The sequence below is a fragment of the Salinivibrio sp. IB282 genome (assembly GCF_001995685.1).
GTDB classification, from domain to species: Bacteria; Pseudomonadota; Gammaproteobacteria; order Enterobacterales; family Vibrionaceae; genus Salinivibrio; species Salinivibrio kushneri.
Genome location: NZ_MUET01000009.1, coordinates 17,774 through 42,082, shown reverse-complemented (window position 1 = coordinate 42,082; position 24,309 = coordinate 17,774). Strand labels below are relative to the sequence as shown.

The 24,309-nt window shown below is 52.3% G+C and carries 23 protein-coding genes; 3 read left to right on the top strand and 20 right to left on the bottom strand.

Features of this window, described 5'->3' with window-relative positions; translation table 11 throughout:
- Window positions 1–24: 24 nt before the first annotated feature.
- Both alr and BZG14_RS03465 read right to left on the bottom strand, forming a co-directional pair.
- A complete protein-coding gene (alr, locus tag BZG14_RS03470; protein WP_235614284.1) occupies window positions 25–1,155 on the bottom strand; it encodes an alanine racemase in 1,131 nt (376 codons plus the stop codon).
- Window positions 1,145–2,536 (bottom strand): replicative DNA helicase, encoded by a 1,392-nt coding sequence (locus BZG14_RS03465; protein WP_046074366.1) that lies wholly within the window; start codon window positions 2,534–2,536, stop codon window positions 1,145–1,147. Before BZG14_RS03465 ends, alr begins: the two co-directional genes overlap by 11 nt.
- A 177-nt stretch (window positions 2,537–2,713) precedes the next feature.
- On the opposite strand from BZG14_RS03465, the gene BZG14_RS03460 reads away from it, so the two are divergent.
- Window positions 2,714–3,460: a DUF481 domain-containing protein gene (locus BZG14_RS03460; protein WP_077607992.1), complete on the top strand. Its 747-nt coding sequence runs from the start codon at window positions 2,714–2,716 to the stop codon at window positions 3,458–3,460.
- 56 nt (window positions 3,461–3,516) lie between these two features.
- Here the strand turns inward: BZG14_RS03460 and rplI are convergent, their stop codons facing one another.
- From rplI to rpsF, 4 genes are read right to left on the bottom strand one after another with little or no spacing between them, the layout of a single operon-like run.
- Window positions 3,517–3,966, bottom strand: coding sequence for a 50S ribosomal protein L9 (gene rplI / locus BZG14_RS03455; protein ID WP_077486456.1), 450 nt, complete (start codon window positions 3,964–3,966; stop codon window positions 3,517–3,519).
- Between the two features lie 32 nt (window positions 3,967–3,998).
- Entirely contained in the window at window positions 3,999–4,226 is a 228-nt protein-coding gene (gene rpsR, locus BZG14_RS03450) for a 30S ribosomal protein S18 (protein ID WP_021023493.1), read from the bottom strand.
- 16 nt (window positions 4,227–4,242) lie between these two features.
- Window positions 4,243–4,545: a primosomal replication protein N gene (gene priB / locus BZG14_RS03445; protein WP_069361596.1), complete on the bottom strand. Its 303-nt coding sequence runs from the start codon at window positions 4,543–4,545 to the stop codon at window positions 4,243–4,245.
- 8 nt (window positions 4,546–4,553) lie between these two features.
- Complete coding sequence (gene rpsF / locus BZG14_RS03440; RefSeq protein ID WP_077607991.1) at window positions 4,554–4,982, bottom strand: 30S ribosomal protein S6; 429 nt, start codon at window positions 4,980–4,982, stop codon at window positions 4,554–4,556.
- A 309-nt stretch (window positions 4,983–5,291) separates the two neighbouring features.
- Here rpsF and BZG14_RS03435 point away from each other — a divergent pair, with 309 nt between their 5' ends.
- A complete protein-coding gene (locus BZG14_RS03435) occupies window positions 5,292–6,170 on the top strand; it encodes a carbohydrate-binding protein (protein ID WP_077607990.1) in 879 nt (292 codons plus the stop codon).
- Between the two features lie 78 nt (window positions 6,171–6,248).
- On the opposite strand, the gene rlmB is transcribed toward BZG14_RS03435, so the two are convergent.
- The 14 genes from rlmB to BZG14_RS03365 form a co-directional block, all read right to left on the bottom strand.
- Complete coding sequence (gene rlmB / locus BZG14_RS03430; RefSeq protein WP_077607989.1) at window positions 6,249–6,983, bottom strand: 23S rRNA (guanosine(2251)-2'-O)-methyltransferase RlmB; 735 nt, start codon at window positions 6,981–6,983, stop codon at window positions 6,249–6,251.
- A 3-nt stretch (window positions 6,984–6,986) separates the two neighbouring features.
- Window positions 6,987–9,482, bottom strand: a complete 2,496-nt coding sequence (gene rnr / locus BZG14_RS03425) for a ribonuclease R (protein ID WP_077607988.1) — start codon at window positions 9,480–9,482, stop codon at window positions 6,987–6,989.
- 217 nt (window positions 9,483–9,699) lie between these two features.
- Window positions 9,700–10,335 (bottom strand): flagellar protein MotX, encoded by a 636-nt coding sequence (gene motX / locus BZG14_RS03420; RefSeq protein WP_069361589.1) that lies wholly within the window; start codon window positions 10,333–10,335, stop codon window positions 9,700–9,702.
- Between the two features lie 203 nt (window positions 10,336–10,538).
- Window positions 10,539–11,837, bottom strand: coding sequence for an adenylosuccinate synthase (locus BZG14_RS03415; RefSeq protein ID WP_069361588.1), 1,299 nt, complete (start codon window positions 11,835–11,837; stop codon window positions 10,539–10,541).
- Between the two features lie 117 nt (window positions 11,838–11,954).
- Window positions 11,955–12,140: a DUF2065 domain-containing protein gene (locus tag BZG14_RS03410; protein WP_069361587.1), complete on the bottom strand. Its 186-nt coding sequence runs from the start codon at window positions 12,138–12,140 to the stop codon at window positions 11,955–11,957.
- Window positions 12,141–12,232: 92 nt separating this feature from the next.
- A complete protein-coding gene (gene hflC / locus BZG14_RS03405; RefSeq protein WP_069361586.1) occupies window positions 12,233–13,123 on the bottom strand; it encodes a protease modulator HflC in 891 nt (296 codons plus the stop codon).
- A gap of 2 nt (window positions 13,124–13,125) precedes the next feature.
- A complete protein-coding gene (gene hflK, locus BZG14_RS03400) occupies window positions 13,126–14,286 on the bottom strand; it encodes an FtsH protease activity modulator HflK (RefSeq protein WP_077607987.1) in 1,161 nt (386 codons plus the stop codon).
- Between the two features lie 49 nt (window positions 14,287–14,335).
- On the bottom strand, window positions 14,336–15,628 hold the full coding sequence (hflX, locus tag BZG14_RS03395) for a ribosome rescue GTPase HflX (RefSeq protein WP_069361584.1): 1,293 nt from the start codon (window positions 15,626–15,628) through the stop codon (window positions 14,336–14,338).
- A gap of 28 nt (window positions 15,629–15,656) precedes the next feature.
- The gene (gene hfq / locus BZG14_RS03390) at window positions 15,657–15,935 is read right to left on the bottom strand and encodes an RNA chaperone Hfq (RefSeq protein WP_046074381.1); all 279 of its coding nucleotides are present in this window, start codon (window positions 15,933–15,935) and stop codon (window positions 15,657–15,659) included.
- A 77-nt stretch (window positions 15,936–16,012) separates the two neighbouring features.
- On the bottom strand, window positions 16,013–16,954 hold the full coding sequence (gene miaA, locus BZG14_RS03385) for a tRNA (adenosine(37)-N6)-dimethylallyltransferase MiaA (RefSeq protein WP_077457608.1): 942 nt from the start codon (window positions 16,952–16,954) through the stop codon (window positions 16,013–16,015).
- Window positions 16,947–18,974 (bottom strand): DNA mismatch repair endonuclease MutL, encoded by a 2,028-nt coding sequence (gene mutL, locus BZG14_RS03380; RefSeq protein ID WP_077607986.1) that lies wholly within the window; start codon window positions 18,972–18,974, stop codon window positions 16,947–16,949. Before mutL ends, miaA begins: the two co-directional genes overlap by 8 nt.
- A gap of 1 nt (window position 18,975) precedes the next feature.
- Window positions 18,976–20,664, bottom strand: a complete 1,689-nt coding sequence (locus BZG14_RS03375) for a LysM peptidoglycan-binding domain-containing protein (protein WP_077607985.1) — start codon at window positions 20,662–20,664, stop codon at window positions 18,976–18,978.
- Between the two features lies 1 nt (window position 20,665).
- The gene (gene tsaE, locus BZG14_RS03370) at window positions 20,666–21,136 is read right to left on the bottom strand and encodes a tRNA (adenosine(37)-N6)-threonylcarbamoyltransferase complex ATPase subunit type 1 TsaE (RefSeq protein WP_077457614.1); all 471 of its coding nucleotides are present in this window, start codon (window positions 21,134–21,136) and stop codon (window positions 20,666–20,668) included.
- Window positions 21,137–21,203: 67 nt separating this feature from the next.
- Window positions 21,204–22,676, bottom strand: a complete 1,473-nt coding sequence (locus BZG14_RS03365; RefSeq protein ID WP_077607984.1) for a bifunctional ADP-dependent NAD(P)H-hydrate dehydratase/NAD(P)H-hydrate epimerase — start codon at window positions 22,674–22,676, stop codon at window positions 21,204–21,206.
- An 80-nt stretch (window positions 22,677–22,756) separates the two neighbouring features.
- On the opposite strand from BZG14_RS03365, the gene queG reads away from it, so the two are divergent.
- Entirely contained in the window at window positions 22,757–23,884 is a 1,128-nt protein-coding gene (gene queG, locus BZG14_RS03360; protein WP_137317908.1) for a tRNA epoxyqueuosine(34) reductase QueG, read from the top strand.
- Window positions 23,885–24,309: the final 425 nt, after the last annotated feature.

The following is a 24,309-nucleotide window of genomic DNA, read 5'->3' as shown; positions in this document are numbered from 1 at the left end:
GCGTTCAGAGAGGGGTGACGCCGCCTAACCCGTCGCCCGTTGATCAGAGGGGATAGTCAGGTATTGGCGCGGCACACGGCCAGTTACTTGGCATACGAGCTCATAGCCGATGGTGTCGACGAGACGTGCAATCCGTTCAACTGGTAGCTCAGGCCCCCACAGTACCGCTTCGTCGCCCACGCTATCGGTCGCATCTGGGCCAAGATCAACAGTGATCATATCCATCGATACCCGCCCGGCGAGTGGCACTTCACGGCCATTCAACCAAACAGGGGTGCCATCGGGAGCCAGTCGAGGGTAGCCATCGCCATAACCGATGGCTATTACACCAATCAGCGTGTCGCGCTCGCTACGCCAGCGCGCGCCGTAGCCTACCGGTTCACCGGCTTTTAGCTTGCGAACGGCCATCACCCTTGAGGTTAAGCGCATCGCCGGTTTCAGGCCCAGCTGTTCACCCGTCAGTTCAATCCGCGACGAAATGCCGTATAGGCAAATACCGGGACGCACCCAATCAAAGTGACTCTGCGGCCAAAACAAGGTCCCCGATGACGCTGCCAGAGAGCGTTCTCCAGGCAGCCCTTCCGTCACTTGTGTGAAGGTATCTATTTGCGCTTGCGTAATGGGATTATCCATCTCGTCGGCGCAACCGAAATGACTGAGAAAGCCAATTTGCGGCGCCACATTGTCACACGCTTTCAAGGCAGAGAGTGCGTCTGGCACTTGCTCAGGCTCAAAGCCTAAGCGATGCATCCCAGAGTCGACCTTTAACCACACAGGTAAAGGCTCACTCAGTGCCGCGTTGGTCAGCATGGTAACTTGCTCATGGCAGTGCACCGTGGCGGTCAGCTGGTGTTCAACCAATAGCGGTAGCTCGTCGGCTTCATAGAAACCTTCCAGCAAGACAATAGGCAAGCGTATACCGGCCTGGCGTAACGTCAGTGCTTCTTCAATCCGTGCCACCCCAAAGGCATCGCTATAAGGCGCAAGTGTGGTGGCAACCGACACTAACCCGTGTCCGTAACCATCGGACTTCACCACTGTCATCACTTTGCTATTGGGCGCTTGGCGACGCATCACCTGGATGTTGTGTACCATCGCCTCCGGGTCGATAACGGCTTTGGCGGCATTGGTCATGATAAAAGGATTACTCGTCATCAAACGCCGGCCCTGCATAATTATCAAATCGCGAATACTGGCCTTGGAACGTCAGCCGCACCGAGCCAATCGGGCCGTTACGCTGTTTACCAATCAGGATTTCTGCAATTCCTTTCATCGCACTTTCCGGGTTATAGACTTCGTCACGGTAAATAAACATGATCAAGTCAGCATCCTGCTCAATCGCGCCTGATTCACGCAAGTCTGAGTTTACCGGGCGTTTGTCGGCGCGCTGCTCCAACGAGCGGTTAAGCTGTGATAGCGCCACCACAGGCACATTCAGCTCTTTGGCGAGCGCTTTGAGCGAGCGAGAAATCTCAGCAATCTCAAGGGTTCGGTTCTCTTGCAAACCAGGCACCCGCATCAGCTGCAGATAGTCGACCATGATCATGCTGACCCCACCGTGTTCACGGGCAACGCGGCGCGCTCGCGAGCGTACATCGGTGGGCGTCAAGCCGGAGCTATCATCGATGTACATGTTCTTTTTCTGCATTAAGATCCCCATCGATGAGGAAATACGCGCCCAGTCTTCATCATCAAGCTGGCCGGTACGGATCTTGGTTTGGTCAACCCGTGATAGCGAGGCCAACATACGCATCATCAGCTGTTCCGCTGGCATCTCGAGCGAGAAAATGAGTACCGGCTTTTCTTGATCCATCGCCGCGTTTTCACACAGGTTCATCGCAAAGGTGGTTTTACCCATTGAAGGACGAGCCGCCACGATCACCAGATCAGAAGGCTGCAAACCTGCCGTCTTCTTGTTCAGATCAGTAAAGCCTGTCGATACGCCCGTGACGCCATCTTGTGGGGTTTTAAAAAGCTCTTCGATACGTTCAAGGGTTTTACTGAGCACCGAGTCGATATGTTGCGGCCCTTCTGTCTCGCTGGTGCGCGACTCAGCAATGGCAAACACCTTACTCTCTGCCATATCGAGCAGATCTTCTGATGTGCGACCTTGGGTATCATAACCGGCGTCCGCAATTTCATTCGCCACCCCAATCAAATTACGCACCATAGCCCGTTCACGGACAATATCCGCATAAGCGACGATATTCGCTGCACTTGGGGTGTTTTTCGCCAACTCTGCGAGATAGGCAAACCCACCCACATCATCCAAATGTCCGCCTTTTTCTAAATGCTCAGACAGGGTGATTAAATCCAGCGGCTTGCCTTCATCGAGCAACGACTTGGTAGACTCATAAATCAATCGATGCGGGCGGCTGTAAAAGTCATGGCCAACCACTTTTTCCGCAACCGCATCCCAGCGCTCGTTATCCAACATCAAGCCACCCAGCACAGACTGCTCGGCTTCGATGGAATGCGGGGGCACTTTAAGGTTAGCGACTTGCTGATCTTTTGCGGGTTTACGATTGTCTGCCATAAAAACTCACCTATTGCTACTGGAGGTCATTATACCCGCTGTCCTCGCAAGACGCTGCCCCACGCAGCATTTTTTTCCCAACGCTGAAGAAGTCGCCGCGATTTTAACGGAAATTTGACCGCTTATGGCGCCCATGCACCTAGGATAAGGCGCGATATTGTCAATAGGTGATTCATAATGAAAACGCCGTCTCTTTTTCTTCTGATGTCCACACTGTCTATGCCATATAGCCACGCCGCGGAAGCCGATTCGTCGCCTTGGCAAAGCGAGCTGTCTTTAGGCCTACAACAGTTGAGCGGCAATGCCGATTCACAGACAGTCAACGGGGAAGTCAATGGTCAATATGATGGCGAACAAACACGTTATCAAGCCAGCGCGAGCGTGCTACAAGTGGAAAAAGATGGAGAAGAAGATAAACGTAAAACCGAGTTAGAAACCCAAGCAAACCGCGGTATTAGCGCACGCAGCTATGTTTTACTCAACGCTACCTATGTCGCAGATCGCTACGGTCCTTATTTCGATGATTTTATGCTAGCGACAGGACTCGGTCATCAATGGTGGCAAAGTGACACACTCTCACTGAGCACAGAAGTGGGGCCAGGGTATCGCTACCAGCGCCCCAACCTTGATGAAATCGACGATGACGATCTCATCATGCCTTACTCGGTTCGCGAGCCGGTGATTCGTGCACAGGCCAAAGGAGAATGGCAACTGGTCGACAGTGTTCGCTTAGAGGGGAGAAGCATAGTGATATCAGGTGCCAGTAATACCAGCGTGGAAGGCGCCGTCACTCTGGCTTCCACCATTACTGAGAAGCTTTCGATAAAAATAACCAGCAAACACAATTATATGACGGATGTACCACCAGGACTCAAAAATCACGATAGCGTGCTCACACTCGGTCTTCGTTATCAGTGGCTATAAAAGACGAAAAAAAACCAGCCCGAAGGCTGGTCTTTTATCAACGTATTGATGCGCAATTACGCAGCAACAACGTTTACTTTTACCGTTGCGAACACGTCATAGTGCAGCTGTACGCTGATTTCGTACTCGCCAGTGTGACGCAGTGCGCCCTCTGGTAGACGAACTTCGTTTTTCGCAATTTCAACGCCGGCTGCAGTCACAGCATCAGCGATGTCACGGGTACCGATAGAACCAAACAGTTTACCTTCATCACCCGCTTTAGAAGCGACTTCAACCGCTTCTAGTGCTTCAACTTTCTCTGCACGCGCTTGAGCAGCGGCCAGTTGCTCAGCAACTTTTGCTTCTAGCTCAGCACGACGTGCTTCAAAATGTTCGATGTTGGCTTTGGTTGCCATAACTGCTTTACCCTGAGGGATAAGGAAGTTACGCGCATAACCAGATTTAACAGTTACCTGATCACCTAGGCCACCCAGGTTACCGATTTTATCAAGTAGAATAACTTGCATTCTTCAATCCTCTCTAACTTGGACAGTTCCGATTACTGATGCTTGTCAGTGTACGGCAGCAGGGCCAGGTAACGAGCGCGCTTGATAGCACGAGCCAGTTGACGCTGATACTTAGCACGAGTACCAGTGATACGGCTAGGTACGATTTTACCTGATTCGGTAATGTAGTTTTTTAGAGTCGCTACATCTTTGTAGTCGATCTCTGTAACGCCTTCTGCAGTGAAACGGCAGAATTTACGACGACGGAAGAAACGTGCCATGGGCTTATCTCCTGATCTAAATGTCTATGATGTTGTCGGCGTGCAATACCAATTTTCCCTCGCCTTGTCGGCTGGTTTGGTAGGCGAGAAACCCGCTTACCTTGATATGGCTGCCTAAAGCTAAATGTTGCGTTTGTTGTGTTGACACTTGCCCGCTGGCTACCACTGATAAGCGACAAAACACTTGTCGAGGTAGGTCAGCTTCAACCTGCGTGGAACGATGCTCTAGCACAAAGTGACAGTGCGGAATTCCAGCGGGGCTTTGGCGACGGACCGGACCTTTACTGATAACACCAGCAAGCTCCAACCGATTGGTCATCACAGCAATTACTCAGCTGCGTTTTCGCCTTCAGCTTGCGCTTCAGCTTTTGCTTCTGGTTTCGCTTCTGCACGCTCTTCGCGCTCAGGGCGATCTTCACGCTTAGCGGTACGCTCTTCTTTAGCCTTCATCATCACAGATGGCTCAGTGATAGCGTCTTTGGTACGCATGATCATGTTACGGATCACCGCGTCGTTGAAGCGGAACATGCTTTCCAGCTCGTCAATCACAGCCTGCTCAGCTTCTACGTTCATCAGAACATAGTGTGCTTTGTGCAGTTTGTTGATTGGGTAAGCCAGTTGACGACGGCCCCAGTCTTCTAGACGGTGAATCTGACCGCCTGCATMTTTGATAGACGCAGTGTAACGCTCGATCATGCCAGCAACTTGCTCGCTCTGATCAGGGTGCACCATGAATACGATTTCGTAATGACGCATTGAGTTGCTCCTTACGGATTAATCAGCTTCCACAATTGGCTCGGTCGTCCAGCGGAAGCAAGGAACGAAAAGTAAAAGACCGAGAATCAGGCGCGAGATAGTACAGAATTGCAGCGGTATAAGCAAACAGATTTTCTCTTTATCCGCCAATCTTTCTGTCACCGTGTCACCACAACGTCACAAGGCCCTCGCTGCGTTTTTATCGTAACACGCTCCTTACCCTCACCCTTAAAACATAGAGTATGCAGGCCACTTAGTTCTATTAAAACAACAAACTACACGCTCGACAATGGCGATATCCTAAATGCGATGCACGAGGGCTTAGCACAGGATGGTCAACCACCCGTCAATAGTGCTCCTACAGTCACGCTTGCGCAGCAAAGCTATACGGTGGCGCCCGGAACGTCGTTAACCATTGCCGCCAATGGGCGCGATCGGGATGGCGATACCCTGACCTATCTCTGGCAAGGTGATGCGGCGTTGGCGCTGACCAATAGCGACACGGATTCGGTCACAGTGACCGCCCCCGATGTGAGCACCAGCACCGACTATTCTCTGTCGGTGACGGTATCGGATGGCCAAGCCAATGCCGAGGCCAATGCGACTATCGAGGTGGTGGTACCGGGTGAAAACCAAGCCCCTACCGTGGCACCTATCGCCCCAGTTAGCCTGAAAAGCGGTGAGCAAACCCGCGTGACGGTTGAGGCGAACGACCCAGATGGCGATACACTCAGCTACACCTATCGTGCATCCGGCGATCTGGCCGTTTCTGGCACCGGGGATCAAGTATCGCTAACGGCACCCACAGTGACGGAGAATCGCGACTATGTGGTCACGGTCGAGGTCAGCGATGGCGACAAAACCACGCAAGCACAATTCACGGTCACCGTGACGCCGGCCAGTGGCTTGCCAACGTGGGATGAAAACACCGTGTATGTGGGCGGCGATCGCGTCCTGTATCAAGGGGTTGAGTATAGTGCCAAGTGGTGGACCAAGGGTCAGCGCCCAGACCAAGGCGGGCCATGGGAGCGCGTCGGGGATAGCCAATCCAACCAAAGCAGTGAATGGCAAGCAAACGTCGCTTATTCCGGCGGCGATGAGGTTGAATACAACAACCAACGCTACCAAGCCAAGTGGTGGACCCGAGGCGAAAAGCCAGGCAGCGCCGCGGTCTGGCAATTACTGTAATGGTTTTTCACTTCCCAAAATGACAAAACGCCCCAAGCCGGGGCGTTTTTCTTCAACGGTAAACAAGAGAGGCGGTATTTAGCGACGCTGACGCACCGCTTCATACAAACAGACGCCCGTCGCGACAGACACGTTCAAGCTCGACACGCTGCCCGCCATTGGTACCCGGATCAGCTCATCACAGGTTTCACGGGTCAAACGGCGCATGCCATCTCCTTCTGCGCCCATCACTAAGGCCAACGGCCCCACTAATTTGGTGTCGTAGACATCATGATCGGCCTCACCCGCGGTGCCCACAAACCACACGCCCTGCTCTTTGAGCGTCCGCATAGAACGCGCCAAGTTAGTAACACGCACCAAAGGCACGACTTCAGCCGCGCCACAGGCCACTTTTCGCGCCGTGGCATTGAGCTGAGCGGATTTGTCTTTCGGAACAATCACCGCACTGACTCCCGCCGCATCCGCGGTACGTAAGCACGCCCCCAAATTGTGCGGGTCAGTGACACCATCAAGTACCAGCAACAAGGGGTTCTCGCTATTGGCGAGGATCGCCTCCAAGTCATTCTCGTTGTACTGACGACCCGGTTTGACACGGGCAACAATCCCCTGATGCGACGCACCTTGGGTTTTGTCGTCTAACGCTTTGCGGCCGACTTGCTGAATACTGACACCCAGCATCGCAATCTCATTAAGCACAGGTACCAGACGTTCATCCTGGCGCCCCTTTAACACCATCACTTCAATAAAGCGGGAAGGATCGGTCGCTAAAATCGCTTTAACGGCATGAATACCGTAAATTACTTCATTACTCATGATTTACTTCTTTTTCTGACCCGCTTTGGCTTTTTGTTTCTTCGCCTTTTTCTTACGCGCTTTTTCCGCTGGCGATTTCACTTTACGCTTTTTGCCGTTTTTATCTGCAGGCGCCTTATCGGCTTCAACATTTGGCACCGCACCGCGTTTGAGCTGTTGGCGAACCGAGGTTCGCTCACGACGGGCTTGCGGGTCTTTATTCGACTCCGCACGGCCTTTCTTGCGTTTATCGCGCGCGGTTTTGCCCGGGCGACGGGCTTTGCGCTCAGAGCCTACCAGCTCAAAGTCGATTTGTCGCTCATCCAAGTTCACCGCCAAGACTTTAACGGTCACCTGATCGCCGAGCCGGAACACACGACCCGAGCCTTCGCCCACCAGACGCTGACCTACCATATCAAAGCGATAGTAATCGTTATCGAGGTTAGAAATATGCACCAAGCCATCGATATGTAGCTCATTAAGGCGGACAAAGAAACCAAAACCAGTGACATTAGCAATYACGCCCTCTAGCTCATCGCCAACGTGATCTTGCATGTACTCACATTTGAGCCAGTCTGACACATCACGGGTGGCATCATCGGCACGGCGCTCTGTTTTCGAGCATTGTTCACCCAGCACATCTATATCATCAAACGAGTAGTGATAGCCGCCAGTGGGTGTCCAACGGTCTTGGTTTTTACCCGCTTGCTTGGCAACCAGGTATTTAAGCGCTCGGTGCAACAGCAAATCTGGATAGCGACGAATAGGCGAGGTAAAGTGCGCGTATTGCTTGAGTGCCAAACCAAAGTGGCCTTGGTTATCCCCCTGATACACCGCTTGTTTCATCGAGCGGAGCAACATGGTTTGGATCAGTTCACTGTCAGCACGACCATGGACCACATGCATCAGTGCCGCGTAATCTTTCGGCGTCGGCTCTAGACCACCGCTCAGGCTTAAGCCTAACTCGCCTAAAAAGTCTTTAAAGCCGCTAAGACGTTCCTCTCCTGGCGCTTCGTGAACACGAAAGAGCGCCGGCTCTTTATGTTTTTCCACAAAGCGCGCCGAAGCAACGTTGGCCAAGATCATACATTCTTCGATGATCTTGTGTGCATCGTTGCGCTCCACCGGCACAATACGGTCGATTTTGCGCTGCGCGTTGAAAATAAATTGGGTTTCCACCGTCTCAAATTCAATCGCCCCACGCTGCTGACGCGCACCACTGAGCACTTTGTACATATCGTGTAACGTTTCTAAGTGCGGCACCAAAGAGCGGTAGCGCTCACGCAGTTCCTCATCGCCTTCCAGAATATGAGACACCTTGGTATAGGTCAGACGCGCGTGGGAGTTCATCACCGCTTCGTAATGTTTGTAACCAGATAACGCCCCTGATTCTGAAATCGTCATCTCACACACCATACATAGGCGGTCGACTTGCGGATTCAGCGAGCATAAGCCATTAGAAAGCACTTCCGGCAACATAGGCACCACTTGGTTCGGGAAGTACACCGAGTTACCGCGGTTTTGCKCTTCTTTATCCAGCGCCGAATCAGGGCGCACATAGTAACTGACGTCGGCAATCGCCACCCACAGGCGCCAGCCGCCCGAGCGTTTACGTTCGCAATAGACCGCATCATCAAAGTCGCGGGCATCTTCACCATCGATGGTCACCAGTGGCAAATCACGCAGATCGACACGGCCCTCTTTGGCTTTTTCTGGGACCTCTTCACTCAAGCTTTTCACTTGCTTGAGCACCGCATCCGGCCATTGATGAGGAATATCGTGGGTGCGCATCGCGATCTCGATTTCCATGCCGGGTGCCATGTTCTCCCCCAGCACTTCAACAATCTTACCGACAGGATTGGTTTGTCGGGTCGGACGCTGCATGATCTCAACCACCACCACATTGCCCATACGCGCGCCCTGAGTATGATCTTTATCAATCACGATATCTTGGCCCAGGCGGCTATCGTCTGGCACGACAAAGCCCATACCATCTTCCACAAAGTAACGGCCTACAATCTGACCTTGGCGCGCTTCGGTTACGCGCACCACACGGGCTTCTTTACGGCCGCGCTTATCGGTGCCAACACCTTGGGCTAAAATGACATCACCGTGCATCACGCTGCGCATTTGGTGGTGAGGGAGCATCCAGTCATCGTGGTTGCCTTTGCCTTCTGGGCGCAGAAAACCAAAGCCGTCACGGTGACCAATCACGGTGCCTTTGACCAAGTCTAACCGCTCGGGTAAGGCATAGCATTGACGACGGGTGAACACCAATTGTCCATCACGCTCCATGGCGCGCAGGCGTCGACGTAGCCCTTCATACTGCTCATCACCAGCTAAGCCAAGGTGTGAAAACAGATTATCGCGGCTTACTGGCGCCTTGAAGCTGCGGATCACTTCCAGCAAATGCTCTCGGCTGGGGACCGGATTGTCGTATTTCTCCGCTTCGCGTGCCTGGTGTGGATCCGCAGCGATGTTGTTTGGGGTATTATTTGTCGAACCTGTGTCTTGCGACATAGRCCTTTTCCTATTGGCGTATGTTGATTTCATTATATCTGTAAACTGTCGCTATTGCGCCGCGATGATCGCAGTTTGACGTTTTGTTTCAGCGCCTTGCTTGCAGGCAACGAGAGGAACATGGCGCATCGGCAATATCAAATCAGATTGGGAACAGATGTGTATAGAGAGTGTAACGGATTTTGCGCATAAAGTCGCCTACTGGCGCCTTTCGCGGTCACCAATAGCTGGTACGCCGTTTGGCGCGGGCGATAATATTCTGTGGCATCCGTGCTTCAAGTGCGGCACGAAGCTCTGAAATACGGTTGCGGGTACGAGAGTCTGCGGTGATGGTTTGATATAACCAGCGATAAGCGTCTTCATAATCAAGTGGCGACCCGACATCATCCACTAGCAACTCAGCCAGTTGGATCCGGGCACGCGTATCACCCAATGAAGCGGCTTCGCGCAGGTAAGGAATCGCCCGACGTTGATCCTGTTGGACCAGCGTGCCATTGGCGTAGTAACGGCCAATTTGCTCTAGCGCAGCGGGTAGCCCTTGCTGCGCCGCTTGCTTCATGTAGTAAACACCGAGATCCGCGTCTTGATCCACACACACTCCCCACGCCAGCATATCGCCATATAAAAACTCGTAGGCGGGAGAGCCGACACGGGTAGCTCGGGCTTCGATGTCTTGCACGAGCTGGCATTCGTCTTGTTCGACGCGCTCAAGGTGAGAGTTGGTTTCAAACAGCGTGATAAGTTCACTTTCTTCGTATAATGGCACAGCCGCCCCGACGTCCGCGCGGGCCGTTGCTGTCGTCAGCGTCGCTGTCGTCAGAGAAAGTGAAAAAATCAGCGTTCGAAACTTCATGCCTACTCGCTATTCAACCAAGAAACCCAACAGCAACGCGCACGCTCGCCGTGTGCTTTTTTGTATCGGCACCTTGCATACTGACTTTAGCAAAGGCGGCAAGTTTTTTCCGCTTTCACGCGATCTGGCTTCCAACGCCACACCAAAATAGTAAAAAAGCCAGCGATCAACGCTGGCTTTTAGTATCGAACCGTCTCACGTGCTTAGCTATTAAAAGGATGCACTTTGATGATGGTTTCGTTACGGTCTGGACCGGTCGAGATCACATCGATAGGCACACCCGTCAGCTCTTCGATACGCTTGATGTAATCGAGCGCTGCTTGCGGCAGTTCGTCGAGAGATTTCACTCCAAAGGTGTTTTCACTCCAGCCCGGCATGCTTTCATAGATAGGCTCGATGTGCTCATACGCGTCAGCTGCTAGTGGAGACACCTCAACCGTGGAACCGTCTGCCATCTTGTAACCGGTGCAGATTTTGATTTCTTCCAAACCGTCCATCACGTCTAGCTTGGTTAAGCAGAAGCCTGATACCGAGTTAATCTGCACAGCACGACGCATTGCCACCGCATCAAACCAACCACAACGACGCTTACGGCCAGTGGTCGCACCGAACTCAGCGCCCTTGGTGCCGAGATGCATGCCAATCTCGTCATCCAGCTCAGTCGGGAATGGGCCTGCGCCTACTCGCGTGCAATAGGCTTTAGCGATACCCAGCACATAACCAAGATGACGCGGACCAAAGCCAGAGCCTGCCGCGACACCACCAGCGGTGGTGTTCGATGAAGTCACATACGGATAGGTGCCGTGGTCGATATCAAGCAAGGTGCCTTGTGCGCCTTCAAACATGATTTTGTCACCACGCTTGCGGGCATCATCCAGCTCTTGGGTGACGTCCATCACCATACCAGTGAGAATGTCCGCTTGCTCCATGACTTTCGCCAAGGTCTCTTCGTAGCTCACCGGCTCAGTTTTGTAAAAATGCTCGAGCTGGAAGTTATGGAATTCCATCACTTCTTTGAGTTTTTCAGCAAAAGCTTCTTTATCAAACAAGTCGCCAACGCGTAGGCCACGACGGGCAACCTTGTCTTCGTATGCAGGACCAATACCACGGCCTGTGGTACCGATAGCTTTCTTACCGCGTGCTTGCTCACGTGCCGCGTCAAGCGCAATGTGATAAGGCAGGATCAGTGGACAAGCTTCTGACAGGAATAGGCGCTCACGAACCGGCACGCCACGTGCTTCCAGCTCACCCATTTCTTTCAGCAAGGCGTCCGGGGACAGCACCACGCCGTTGCCGATAATGCATTTAACGTTGTTGCGGAGGATACCAGAAGGAATCAAGTGTAGGACGGTCTTTTCACCGTCAATGACAAGAGTATGACCTGCGTTGTGACCGCCTTGATAGCGCACCACGTATTTTGCATCTTCAGTCAAAAGATCAACGATCTTTCCCTTACCTTCGTCACCCCATTGGGTGCCGAGAACGACTACGTTATTACCCATCTTCTTCGATATGCAGCTAGTTAAAAATGGATTCTAGCACCTTAAAAACTCGGTTGCAGTCATTTTTTAACCGTATTGACATTTTCACCGCTCTTCTCGGTACCAGGTGGCTGAATGCTAGGTTAAAAACTGGTAAGCCAGCACACACCCAATCACCACCAAGCAACCGCCAATACGCCGCAACTGGGTGTCAGATTGCTCACCTAAAGCCATGACCATTTGTCGCCACTGTTTGGGCAGTAACATCGGCCCTAACCCCTCAACCACTAATACCAGCGCTAGCGCGCCCCACAAGCTAGTCATCCTTACCTCCTACGTCGAAAACAGGGGATGACGACATAAAAAAAGACAAGGCCGGGACCTTGTCTTTTATGCGTCGCTACCCATCTAACGATTTACTTTTCTATCGCCTCAGGTTGCTTCATGTATTTGAAGAAATCACTCTTCGGATCCACAACGAGCATATCGCTCTTACTGTCAAAGCTCTTACGATACGCTTGTAGCGAGCGAACAAAGCTATAGAACTCAGGCTCTTTTTTGAACGCACTGGCAAATAGCTTCGCCACTTCTGCGTCAGCTTCACCACGAGTGATCCGCGCTTGACGTTCTGCTTTGGACAGAATTGTCGCCACTTCTAGCTCGGCTTGCGCTCGAATAATTTCCGCTTGCTCGCGACCTTGTGCACGATGACGACGGGCAACGGCCTCACGCTCAGCACGCATACGGGCATAAATCGACTCACTGATTTCACTCGGGAGGTTGATACGCTTGATACGCAAGTCAATCAACTCAATCCCTAAATCACGCGAGCCCTCGCTGGCCGCACGCTCAAGGACGCTTTCCATCACTTGATCACGTTTTTCAGACACAATCTCTTTGATGGTCTTATTACCAATTTCGGCACGCAGGCCATCGGCAACACGACGTTGCAACAGAGATTCAGCCGTCAATTTATTACCGCCCCCTGTGGACAGATAATACTGACCAAAGTCTTTAATACGCCATTTGACGTAAGAGTCGATAATAACGTCTTTTTTCTCTGCGGTGACAAAGCGATCAGCGCGATCATCCATGGTTTGAATACGCGCATCCAAGGTCTTAACGCGATCAAACAATGGCAGTTTGAAGTGCAGACCCGGTTGGTAGATCTTGGCAATATCATTGTCCGCTTTTAGCACGCGTCCAAAACGGATAACAATGCTGCGCTCACCTTCACTCACCACGAAGATCGACATCAAAAAGACCACTGCCGCTAGGACGACAACGGGGATCATCATCTTACGCATGCTTAGTATCTCCCTTCTCGTGATGAACCAGAACGCGGCGCCGACTCTTGCTGTTTAGGCTGCGAGCTTTGCTCAAGCTCAATACCGTACTGGCTGCTCGACGTTTCTTTACGCTGGTTAGCGCCAACGGCTGCGCCTCCCATTAACTTATCCAGTGGGAGATACATGAGGTTGCTGTTTCCGCTTTGCGAATCCACCATCACCTTACTGGTATTGCTATATACTTCTTCCATGGTCTGGATGTATAGCCGGTTACGCGTCACGCGTGGTGCATCACGATACTCAGGCAGCAGTTTCTCAAATTGAGAGACTTCACCCTCAGCTTCGTTAACCGTACGCTCTTTGTAACCCAGTGCCGCTTTTTTCAGCGTTTCTGCACGACCCGTTGCTTTCGGCAACACATCATTGCGATACGCTTCGGCTTCACGGATAAAGCGGGCCTCATCCTCTCGCGCTGCAATCGCATCATCAAAGGCGTCTTTGACCTGCTCAGGTGGGCGCGCATACTGGAAGTTAACATCCACCACCAACAAGCCCATTTTGTACTTGTCGATGATGTCGTTCAGCTCAACTTGGGTGCGCTCACGCACTTCTTGACGACCACGGGTGATGATGTCATCCATCAAAGAGTCACCCACGACCGCACGCAATGCCGAATCGGTTGCTTGACGCAAACTATCATCGGCGTTGGTCACGCTATACAAATACTGCTGTGGATCCATCACGCGGTACTGAACGTCCATCTCGACGTTGACCACGTTTTCATCTTTGGTCAGCATCAGGCCAGAGCTGTTGAGCGAACGAATCGACTCCACGTCCACCGTGCTTACCGTATCCACAAAAGTTGGTTTCCAGTTCAGGCCCGGTTGAACGATACGATCATACTGACCAAACCGTAAGACCACACCACGCTGAGCTTCTCCGATGGTATAGAACCCGGAAATCCCCCAAACAATGATGCCCACTAGCGCGAGGACGCCTAGCCCTGCCATACCACCGCCGAACGATGGTCCTTTACCTTTGCGGCCACCTAAGCCGCCCAGTTTGCGACTTAGTTTGTTAAACAATTCATCAAGATCCGGTGGCCCTTGATTACGGCCTCCACGATTCCCCCAGGGGTCTTTGTCGGGACCGCCATTGTTTCCTGGCYCATTCCACGCCATTCGCGCACTCCATCAAATTGATCTGACGATAATTTTTTACTCTAGCAGCCTAATCACTGACGATAAAGTCGCCGAGCTGGTTGCCTTCTCTTTTTTCTAGTCGATACCAGTCTGTTTGTGGCAGCCTGACATCGACAAGTAGATGCCCATCATCTTGGTACTCTTCACTGACAATGCATCGCATCTGGTGAAATTTACTTTGCATTCGTCCGGCCATGCTGGGTGGTAGCCGTAATTGATGCCGCACCATGGTGCCAGACAAACGCTCGGTAAGGGCTTCAAATATGAGCGCGATACCCTGACCAGACAACGCTGACACCCAGACTGCTTTCGGAACGCCCTCTTCGTCCCGTTCAATACGAGGCTCAGCCTGATCCAGACTATCTATTTTGTTCATAATGATAAGATGAGGCACATCCGCCGCATCGATTTCATCCAACACACTGTTGACCGCCTCAATGTTGTCACCAAAGCGTTCATCACTGGCATCGACCACGTGTAACAACAAGCTCGCTTCTTGTGTTTCTTGAAGCGTTGCTTTAAATGCCGCGACCAAGTCATGCGGTAAGTGACGAATAAAGCCAACGGTGTCCGCCAATATTGCGGTACCGACGTCGTCGACTTCAATACGGCGTAATGTCGGATCCAAGGTGGCAAACAGCTGATCGGCCGAATATACCCCCGCTTCGGTGATCCGATTAAACAAGGTCGATTTGCCCGCATTGGTATACCCCACCAATGACACAGTCGGTACTTCTGCCCGTGCGCGAGCGCGCCGCCCTTGCTCTCGCTGTTTCGCCACTTTATCCAGTCGCTTTAAAATCGCTTTTACCCGATCACGCACTAAGCGACGGTCTGTTTCTAACTGAGTTTCACCCGGGCCACGCAAGCCAATCCCGCCTTTTTGACGCTCAAGGTGAGTCCAGCCTCGCACAAGCCGGGTAGATAAGTGACGTAACTGCGCCAGCTCAACTTGCAACTTACCCTCATGGGTACGCGCGCGCTGGGCAAAAATATCGAGGATTAATCCGGTTCGGTCTAACACTCGGCATTTAAACCGTTGCTCTAGGTTGCGCTCTTGCGCCGCGGATAAGGTGTGATTAAAAATCACAATGTCCGCGCCGACTTGTTGCACTGTATCTGCTATTTCTTGGGCTTTTCCCTCTCCAACAAAATATTTGGGATGAGGGGACTGACGGCTGCCGACAACAACTTGCAAGGCGTCGACACCCGAGGATGACACCAGCATTTGAAATTCGCTGAGATCATCCCACTCGCCATCATGGGTAAAATTTATATGAACGAGTACAGCCTGTTCACCGGCCTCGTAACGGTCAAACAAGCGATAGACTCCTTAGCAATAGAATGCTTTATTCCTCAGGTTTTTCTTGCTGACGTTCGCCCTGTGGACGCTCACCAGCTCCTTGGTTATTGTTGTGGTGGCTCACAGCTCGTGCCGGCACAACGGTTGAAATCGCGTGTTTATACACCATTTGATTAACCGTATTTTTTAGCAGGATCACGAACTGATCAAACGATTCGATTTGGCCTTGCAACTTAATACCATTTACTAAGTAAATGGAAACAGGAATGCGTTCACGACGTAACGCGTTCAGGAATGGGTCTTGTAATGATTGCCCCTTAGCCATTATTTCTTTTCCTTATTTGTTTGTAATTGTAGTCAATTGTCGCGGTTAAGCAGCGTCCTTGTCAGTGACAGTATACATCAAGTTTCCGTCCCTGCCGTCAACGCTTTTGTCACCGTTTGTAAAGACAGCGACGGCGTGTCGCTATCAAGCCAAGTCACATTATCCCAGCCTCTTAGCCAGGTTATCTGACGCTTGGCTAACTGGCGCGTCGCGCAAATCCCACGGTAAACGGCTTCATCATGGGTGCAACGTCCGGCCAAATAGTCCCACATCTGACGGTACCCGACACAACGAATCGAGGGCAGATCGACATGCAGATCTTCGCGTTCGTATAGTGTGCGTACCTCTTTTTCAAACCCCGCGTCGATCATTTTATCGAAACGACGCTCGATGCGGCGATGCAATTCACCTCGATCCTGAGGCGCTATTGCAAATTGGTGTACCTGATACGGCAAAGGTTCACCTTTTTTTTCTGTTAATGCTGTTAGGGTCTGACCACTGATCCGATAAACTTCTAACGCCCGCGTAATTCGCTGAGGATCGTTGGGGTGGATCCGCGCCCCCGACACGGGATCAACCTCGCACAACTGAGCATGTAATGCTTCCCACCCATGCTGTTGCGCCTCATTTTCTAACGCTTCACGGATGTCAGGATCCGCACTCGGCAACGGTGATAGTCCTTCTAGCAATGCTTTAAAATACAGCATGGTGCCTCCCACCAACAGTGGGATCTTACCATCCGCGACGATCCGCGCCATTTCTGTGAGCGCATCGTCACGAAAGTCTGCCGCCGAGTAGGCCTGAGACGGATCACGAATGTCGATCAAACGATGGGGGGCTTGCGCTAATTCCTCCGCGGTTGGCTTAGCTGTCCCAATATCCATCCCGCGATAAATCAGTGCCGAATCAACACTAATGATTTCCACTGGCAAAGTCTGGCGTATTGCAATGGCCAAATCCGTTTTCCCGGATGCAGTCGGCCCCATCAAAAAAATCGCTTTAGGCAGCGGATTAGTCATGCTGTAATGCTTCTATCACTGAGGTCAGGTCGAGGCGTTTAAAGTAGCGCTGGCGCCCCTTTTCTAACGCATCCCCCTGCCAATATTGTTCAATGTCCGATACGGTTTGTACCGCTTGCGCAAGGCTGACTGGATCCGATGCTACTGTCAACTGCTTTGCCAGCCAACTGCACATACTCTCGCTGTGATCCGTGTGGGATTGGTCGGGGTCTAACCCACCCAAACAATCCAACAGTGCCGGTATAAACGCTTGCAAGTTATGTTGGCGTAGCGGCTGACAGACTGACATCACCATTAATTGCTGCCCTTTGGGGCGAATATGAATGCCAAACTGGCCAAGTAACGCCTGATACTGGATCACGCGCTGACACTCCTCTTCAGAGGCTGATAACCGTTGTGGGATCAATAAGGGTTGAGTGACTAACCCCTCATCCAGAGCGGGTTGTAACGCCCCTTGATGACGCCAGCATGCCAAGCGGTGATGATCGGCTAACCATAATCCCTCGCCCCAGGACATCAACACATAGTGCTGCTCAACCACTGCAAGCACCTTGCCTAATCCAGACTGACCCGTGCTCGCCACTGTTGAGGCGGTATCGATCGTTGCTGGGACGCTGTCAAAATGCGACAACGTCGTCGAACGCGCTGGCGTGGCCTCACCAAGGTCAGCCCCGGCATCAGATTGGGGGGTCATCAATGCTTGATACGCTTGCGTCGCCTGCTTTGAAGGTGAGCTTGAGGGAGCAGACGGTCCTCCCGGCCAGCTTGAACCGTGAGAGGGCCGGCCACTGCGTGAGCCGTCACTGGCGTCGTGCTGATACGATGCCGTATCTCGCGACGAGGTCGTCAGTGATGAACCGCCGCCTTCGCGTTTACCCGGGTAATCAGGAAACGCGTCAACCGCGTGTTGGTAAGGGCTGGGGCTGGGGCTGGGGTTGGCAGTCGCGGAGGCTCGCGGCTGATAAGTGACGGCTTCTCTCACTTCGCCCGTCTCAGGGTCCACACTGTGATCTTCAGAGAACAACGCTTGTTGTAAGCCGTCATAAATGGCTTGATAGATAAAATCATGCACCAAGCGCGCCTGATGAAAACGGACTTCATGTTTGGCCGGGTGCACATTGACATCTACTTGATGCGGATCGACATCAATATACAGCACGAAAGCGGCATACTGATCCTGGGCAAGGCTTTGTTCATAGCCTTGACGAATCGCGTGGTTAATCAGCTTATCTTTCATCATTCGCTGATTAACAAAACAATGCTGCATATCGTTTTGTTGTCGTGCGCCTGCCGGTGTGCAGATCCAGCCTGTCAGTGCCATGTCGTGGTGATGCAGGTCAATCCGCAACGCATGCTCAACAAATTTTTGCCCACAAATCGCCTTAACGCGACGCAGTGGATCGCCATTTTCTGGTACACGTCGATATTGGCGCACTTGCGTGCCGTTGTGGCGTAGATTGATGGTGATATCAAACCGGCTCAATGCAATGCGGCGTAATAGCTCATCAATGTGGCCAAATTCGGTTTTGTCGGTGCGTAAAAATTTGCGCCGCGCTGGAGTGTTAAAGAATAAGTCCACCACTTCCACGGTACAGCCGACGGGATGCGCGGCGGGTTTGACATTCACCGCCATCTCTCGCCCTTCGGCAAACGCCGACCATGCTTCTTGCTGGTCAGCTGGACGTGAGGTGATGGTAAGACGTGATACCGAGCTAATACTCGCCAGCGCCTCGCCGCGAAAGCCGAGGCTCATGATCGCCTCAAGATCGTCAAGGCTATGGATCTTAGACGTGGCGTGTCGACTCAGGGCAAGCTGCAGATCGGCTTTGCTGATCCCACCACCATTATCACGCACCCGGATCAGTTTGCTGCCGCCTTTTTCAATATCCACATCAATGCGGGTCGCCCCGGCATCAATGCTGTTTTCTACCAGCTCTTTCACCACCGAGGCAGGACGTTCGACCACTTCCCCTGCTGCAATCTGGTTGGCAAGGCGCGCGGGTAAAATCTCAATCGCCATATTAGCTTCCTGGGATGATCAGCGTTTGCCCGACCGCCAGCGTATCAGAGCGTAATTCATTGGCGCGACGAAGGCTCTCAATCGTCACCCCGTAATTGCTGGCAATTTTGCCAAGGTATTCACCGCGTTTGACTTTGTGCTTCACCGCTGGCGTTGTTGCGCCCGGCACTTTCAGCTTTTGCCCTACCCAGAGCGTGTCAGACTTCAAGTTATTCGCACGGCGCAGCGTCGCCACCGAGACGTGATAATGCTCGGCAATTTTGCCGAGAAACTCGCCGCGGCTCACGGTGTGCGTCAGCGTACGCGTTGATGTTGCTTTACTTGTCTTTCCTGCTAATTTGGCGACATCCACATTGGGGATCGATAACACTTGGCCCACCCGCAACGTATTAGAGGTTAACCCATTCGCCGATTTTATCGCGGCGACGGAACTCTTATATTTTTTAGCAATGACCGACAGTGACTGACCGGCACTGACTTTATGTTTGACGCCGTTTTTGCGCGCAGCAAACAAGGTGCCATCCGGCGGGAAACGCTCAAAATAATTGCGAATACCATGATAGACCGCATCCGCGAGCCGGCGCTGGTGATCACGCTGAAATAGCAGGCGTTCTTCTTGCGGATTCGAGATAAAGCCCACCTCGACGAGCAAAGACGGTATGTCTGGTGATTTTAATACGGCCAGACTGGCGTGCTCTGGACTCGATTTATGCAATTTAGTGACTTTGCCAAGTTCCTTTAATACCCGTTTAGCCACATTAAAGCCTTCCTTTTGCGAGTTACTGAACTGCAAATCCAACACCGCACGGCTTAAATACTCGTCCTCATTATTCTGTGCCAGTAAAGAGCCTCCACCCAACAAGTTGGACTGCTCTTCGTGTTTTTCAATCCAGCGACCAATTTCACTGTTCGCCCGGCGACGAGAGAGTACCCATACTGACGCGCCACGAGGCTGTGGCTTATGGAAGCCATCCGCGTGTACCGAGACCAATAAATGGGCTTTGTGTTTACGTGCAATTTCGGAACGACGGTTCAAGTCGACAAAATAATCGCCCGTACGGGTTAAGACCGCACGCATGCCGGGAACAGCGTTAATACGCGCCGCCGCTTGCTTAGCGATGGAGAGCGTGACATATTTTTCAAATTTGCGGCTCGGCCCCACCGCACCGGGATCGTTACCGCCATGCCCGGCATCAATGGCCACCACGATATCCTCGGTGCCAAAAGGCAATGCGGCCACCGTCTCACGCCGCTTTTTTTCAGCAACAGACAATGCCGGTTTATTTTTATCCACTTTCTTAGGATGGGGTAAATCAACCACCAGCCGGTGGCCATATTCTCCCCCAGGGGCGAGCGAGAAGATATGTGGTTTGGCACCGTCTTTTAACTCAAAGACTAATCGATATGTCGATGCCTCGGGCGGGCTACTTTTACGGATTTTACCCAGGATATCGCTGCCTTTAACCGGCTTAGGTAAGCGCGTCGCCAGCTGGCTCTGCTTTAAGTCAACCACCAACCTATCGGGGCGTGACAGTGAGAAATAGCTAAAATCCGGTTTATCTTCAAGATCCACCACCACCCGTGTCTCATTGGGGGCGGGCCATACGCGAATATTTTCAATCTTATTGGCCCAACTTGTTGCACTCAACAAACTGGCGATCATCAAGATGCAAAGCCGCTGCCACATCATGCTAGTCTTCCCATTCTAGACGGTCGATAATTGCTACCCCAACATGGGTATTCGCGTCAATAACCAGTTCACGTTGCTCGCCGTCATAGCGCAGCCTAATGTCTAGATCGGCGCGCGGTAACCAGCCTTGGCCTTTTTCCGGCCATTCAATCAAGCAAAGCGCCTGATCATTAAAATAATCACGGATCCCCATAAACTCCAGCTCTTCTGGATCGCCCAGTCGATAAAGATCAAAGTGATAAACCTGCCATGGCGTTAACAAGTAAGGCTCCACGAGCGTATAGGTCGGGCTTTTCACATTACCGGTATGTCCCATTGCTTGCACAAAGCCGCGACAGAACGTGGTTTTGCCGGCGCCAAGATCACCGTGCAAGTAACAAGTGGTACTTTGCGTACATGCACGCGCCAACGCGGCACCAAACGCCACGGTGCGATCGGCATCCGTCAATGAGGTGGTAAAAGTCTGGGTCATACTACAAAGGGATCTCATCTTTATATGGGTATTCGTCGCACCTTGCATGGCTACCGCCACCCGTGCGCTAATCAACTAATTGTTGCAAATAGGGGAGTAAATCGCTGGCCAATAACCCCCGTTCTCCTGCCTCGGCCGCCTTATCACCCGCTTTGCCATGAAGATAGCACCCCAGAGCCGCGGCAGGAAATAAGTCCACGCCTTGCGCAAGTAGACTGCCTATTACACCCGACAGCACATCGCCCATTCCCCCTGACGCCATGCCAGGGTTGCCGACATTAGCAACAGCATAATTTGTGCCATCATATACGATTGTTCCCGCGCCTTTAAGTACGGCAACGCCACCATAACGGGTGTGTATCGCTTTGACGGCAGCAAAGCGGTCAAGTTCCACATCTTTGGTGTCACAACCTAATAAGCGCGCCGCCTCTCCGGGATGGGGAGTGAGGATCCAGTCATCACGGTGTTGTGGCTGCCGCGCTAACTTATTAAGGCCATCGGCATCAATCACCTTGGGCGTCCGAGCACTCACGGCGAGCGTCCACAACGCATCCGACCACGCACTCTGGCCCAGTCCCGGGCCAATGACCAAATGGGTTGCCCATGCGAGTGTCTCGCTGAGTGATTGGCCGGGTGCCCAATCTTGTGTCATCAACTCCGGCTGACGGGTGACCAGCATCAACGTATGCGCTTTTTGTGTCACTACTTTGACAAGTCCAGCACCGACTCTTAACGCCGCTTGCGCTGATAAGGTCACCGCGCCCGCCATACCTTGATCGCCACCTAAACACAGTACACGCCCAAACTGGCCTTTGTGTGCACTACGCGCGCGCTTTGGTAAATGCTGTTCAATCAAGTCGTCGCAAACAAGGTAGCCGGCGGGTGTGCACTGACGCGAGAACGCCGTCGCCACGTTCAAGCCCGCGAACAATAATTTACCGCGATAAGAGACAGCTTGGCCGGTGAGCAATCCTTGTTTTAACGCAATCAAGGTGACGGTCATATCCGCATCAATGGCCACGCCTTTCACGCAGCCACTATTGGCACAAAGCCCAGAAGGAATATCTACCGCCACCACAGGTACATCCGCGAGGTTGATAGCGCTGATCGCCTGCGCAAACGCTCCCTCCACGGCACGCGATAATCCAGTGCCCAAGATAGCATCGACCACGACATCAAACTGGCTGATAGTGGGTGGGTGTTCCACATAGCTACCACCACAATCTTGCCACTCTTGCCAAGCAGTCGCCGCATCTCCCTCCAGTTTATTTGGGGTCACTAACGACCAGACGGTAACGTTCAACCCTGCGGATTTGGCAAGCCGCGCAATCACATAACCATCACCCGCGTTATTCCCGGCGCCACATACGATTAATAGTCTGGCCGCATTGGGATAATGTTGATTGATGCAGTCAAACACTGACTGTCCCGCGCGTAGCATTAACTGATACAGGGGAATCGACAATGCACGCGCGACCGCTTGCTCGCCTTCTCGAACTTGCTCTGCGCGATAGAAACTCTGTGGTAAACTTGTTGCCATTAAGTGCCTCCATTGATTGTTCTGCACCACCCAAGGCCTCAGGATCTACCGCTATGTCGCAACCCAAGTCCGATGCATCCATTGATTTCGACCACCTCGCCCAACGTATCAAGCAATGGGGGCAAGCGCTAGGCTTCCAGCAGGTGGGGATCACGGATGTTGATCTCAAGCAACATGAAGCGCAATTACAGCGCTGGCTTGATAACGGCTATCACGGTGAGATGGCGTGGATGGCCAGACATGGCATGATGCGCGCGCGCCCCGATGAGTTAGTGCCAGGCACGGTACGCGTGATCAGTGTGCGGATGAACTACTTACCCCCCAATGCCGGTTTTGCGCATACGCTGGCGCATCCAGAGCTTGGGTACATTAGCCGTTACTCTCTGGGGCGGGACTACCATAAATTGATCCGCAACCGCTTAAAAAAGCTTGGACAACAGATTGAACAAGCGGTCGGCCCCTATGGTTACCGCCCTTTCGTCGACTCCGCGCCAGTCCTTGAGCGTCCTCTAGCGGAAAAGGCAGGATTGGGCTGGACAGGCAAACACTCCCTGATCCTCAATGATGAAACGGGATCCTGGTTCTTCCTCGGTGAGTTATTGGTGGATCTTCCTTTACCTGTCGACACCCCTGTTGAGAATCAATGCGGTAAATGCGTGGCCTGCATGACCAGTTGCCCCACTCAAGCGATCATCGCAGAGGGCGTGGTCGACGCCCGTCGCTGCATTTCTTACCTGACCATCGAATATGACGGCGTGATCCCCTTAGAATTTCGCCATGCCATCGGTAACCGTATCTATGGTTGCGATGACTGCCAGTTGGTTTGCCCGTTTAACCGGGAGGCCGAACTGACCTTAGAGGCCGACTTCCACTGTCGCCCCAGCCTTGATCAGCAGCCGCTCACCACGCTTTTCAACTGGGATGAGGACACTTTTTTATCGCTAACCCAGGGCTCAGCAGTACGCCGGATAGGGATTAAAAAATGGCGGCGCAACTTGGCTATTGCGATGGGTAATGCCCCCTTCGATCAGGCGATCATCGATAGTCTCAAGGCGCGGCTCGGTGAGGACGAGCTGGTTGACGAACATATTCACTGGGCGCTCAGCGAGCAAGAGAAAAAACGACAGCGTATTGATGTCAAAACGCTACCCACAGGGACGCGTCGTCTCGTGCGCATCATAGAAAAAGGATTGCCTCGTGACGCTTAATCAGGGCTTACAAGCAGAAAGATGACGCTATTCACATAATGTGGAAAACCGTCACGCAATGCGCATTTATGATGCGCTTTTTGATAGTTAAACACATTGATGGTGCATTAAGCGAGCAAGATCACGTAAGTGAATAACACTGTGGAAAAGCGTTAGCTAACCTGAAAGAAAAGCCTAAATTTCCCTTCCTTTACAATCAGTTAAGGTATGCTTGCGTTTATTGCACGTGTGCAACATAGATACCGTGCCTGATGATAAGATAACCAGCACTATACACAGCAACAAATCCATTAACTGGTTTATCCACAGCGCTTGACCTGTGGATAAGTCTGTGCAGTGTTGGTAAAAAACCGCGCCACCATGCGCTTTCAGAGAAAGCATGGACAGATGGGATTTGTGTAAGAAATGATGCTTCACAGCATTAA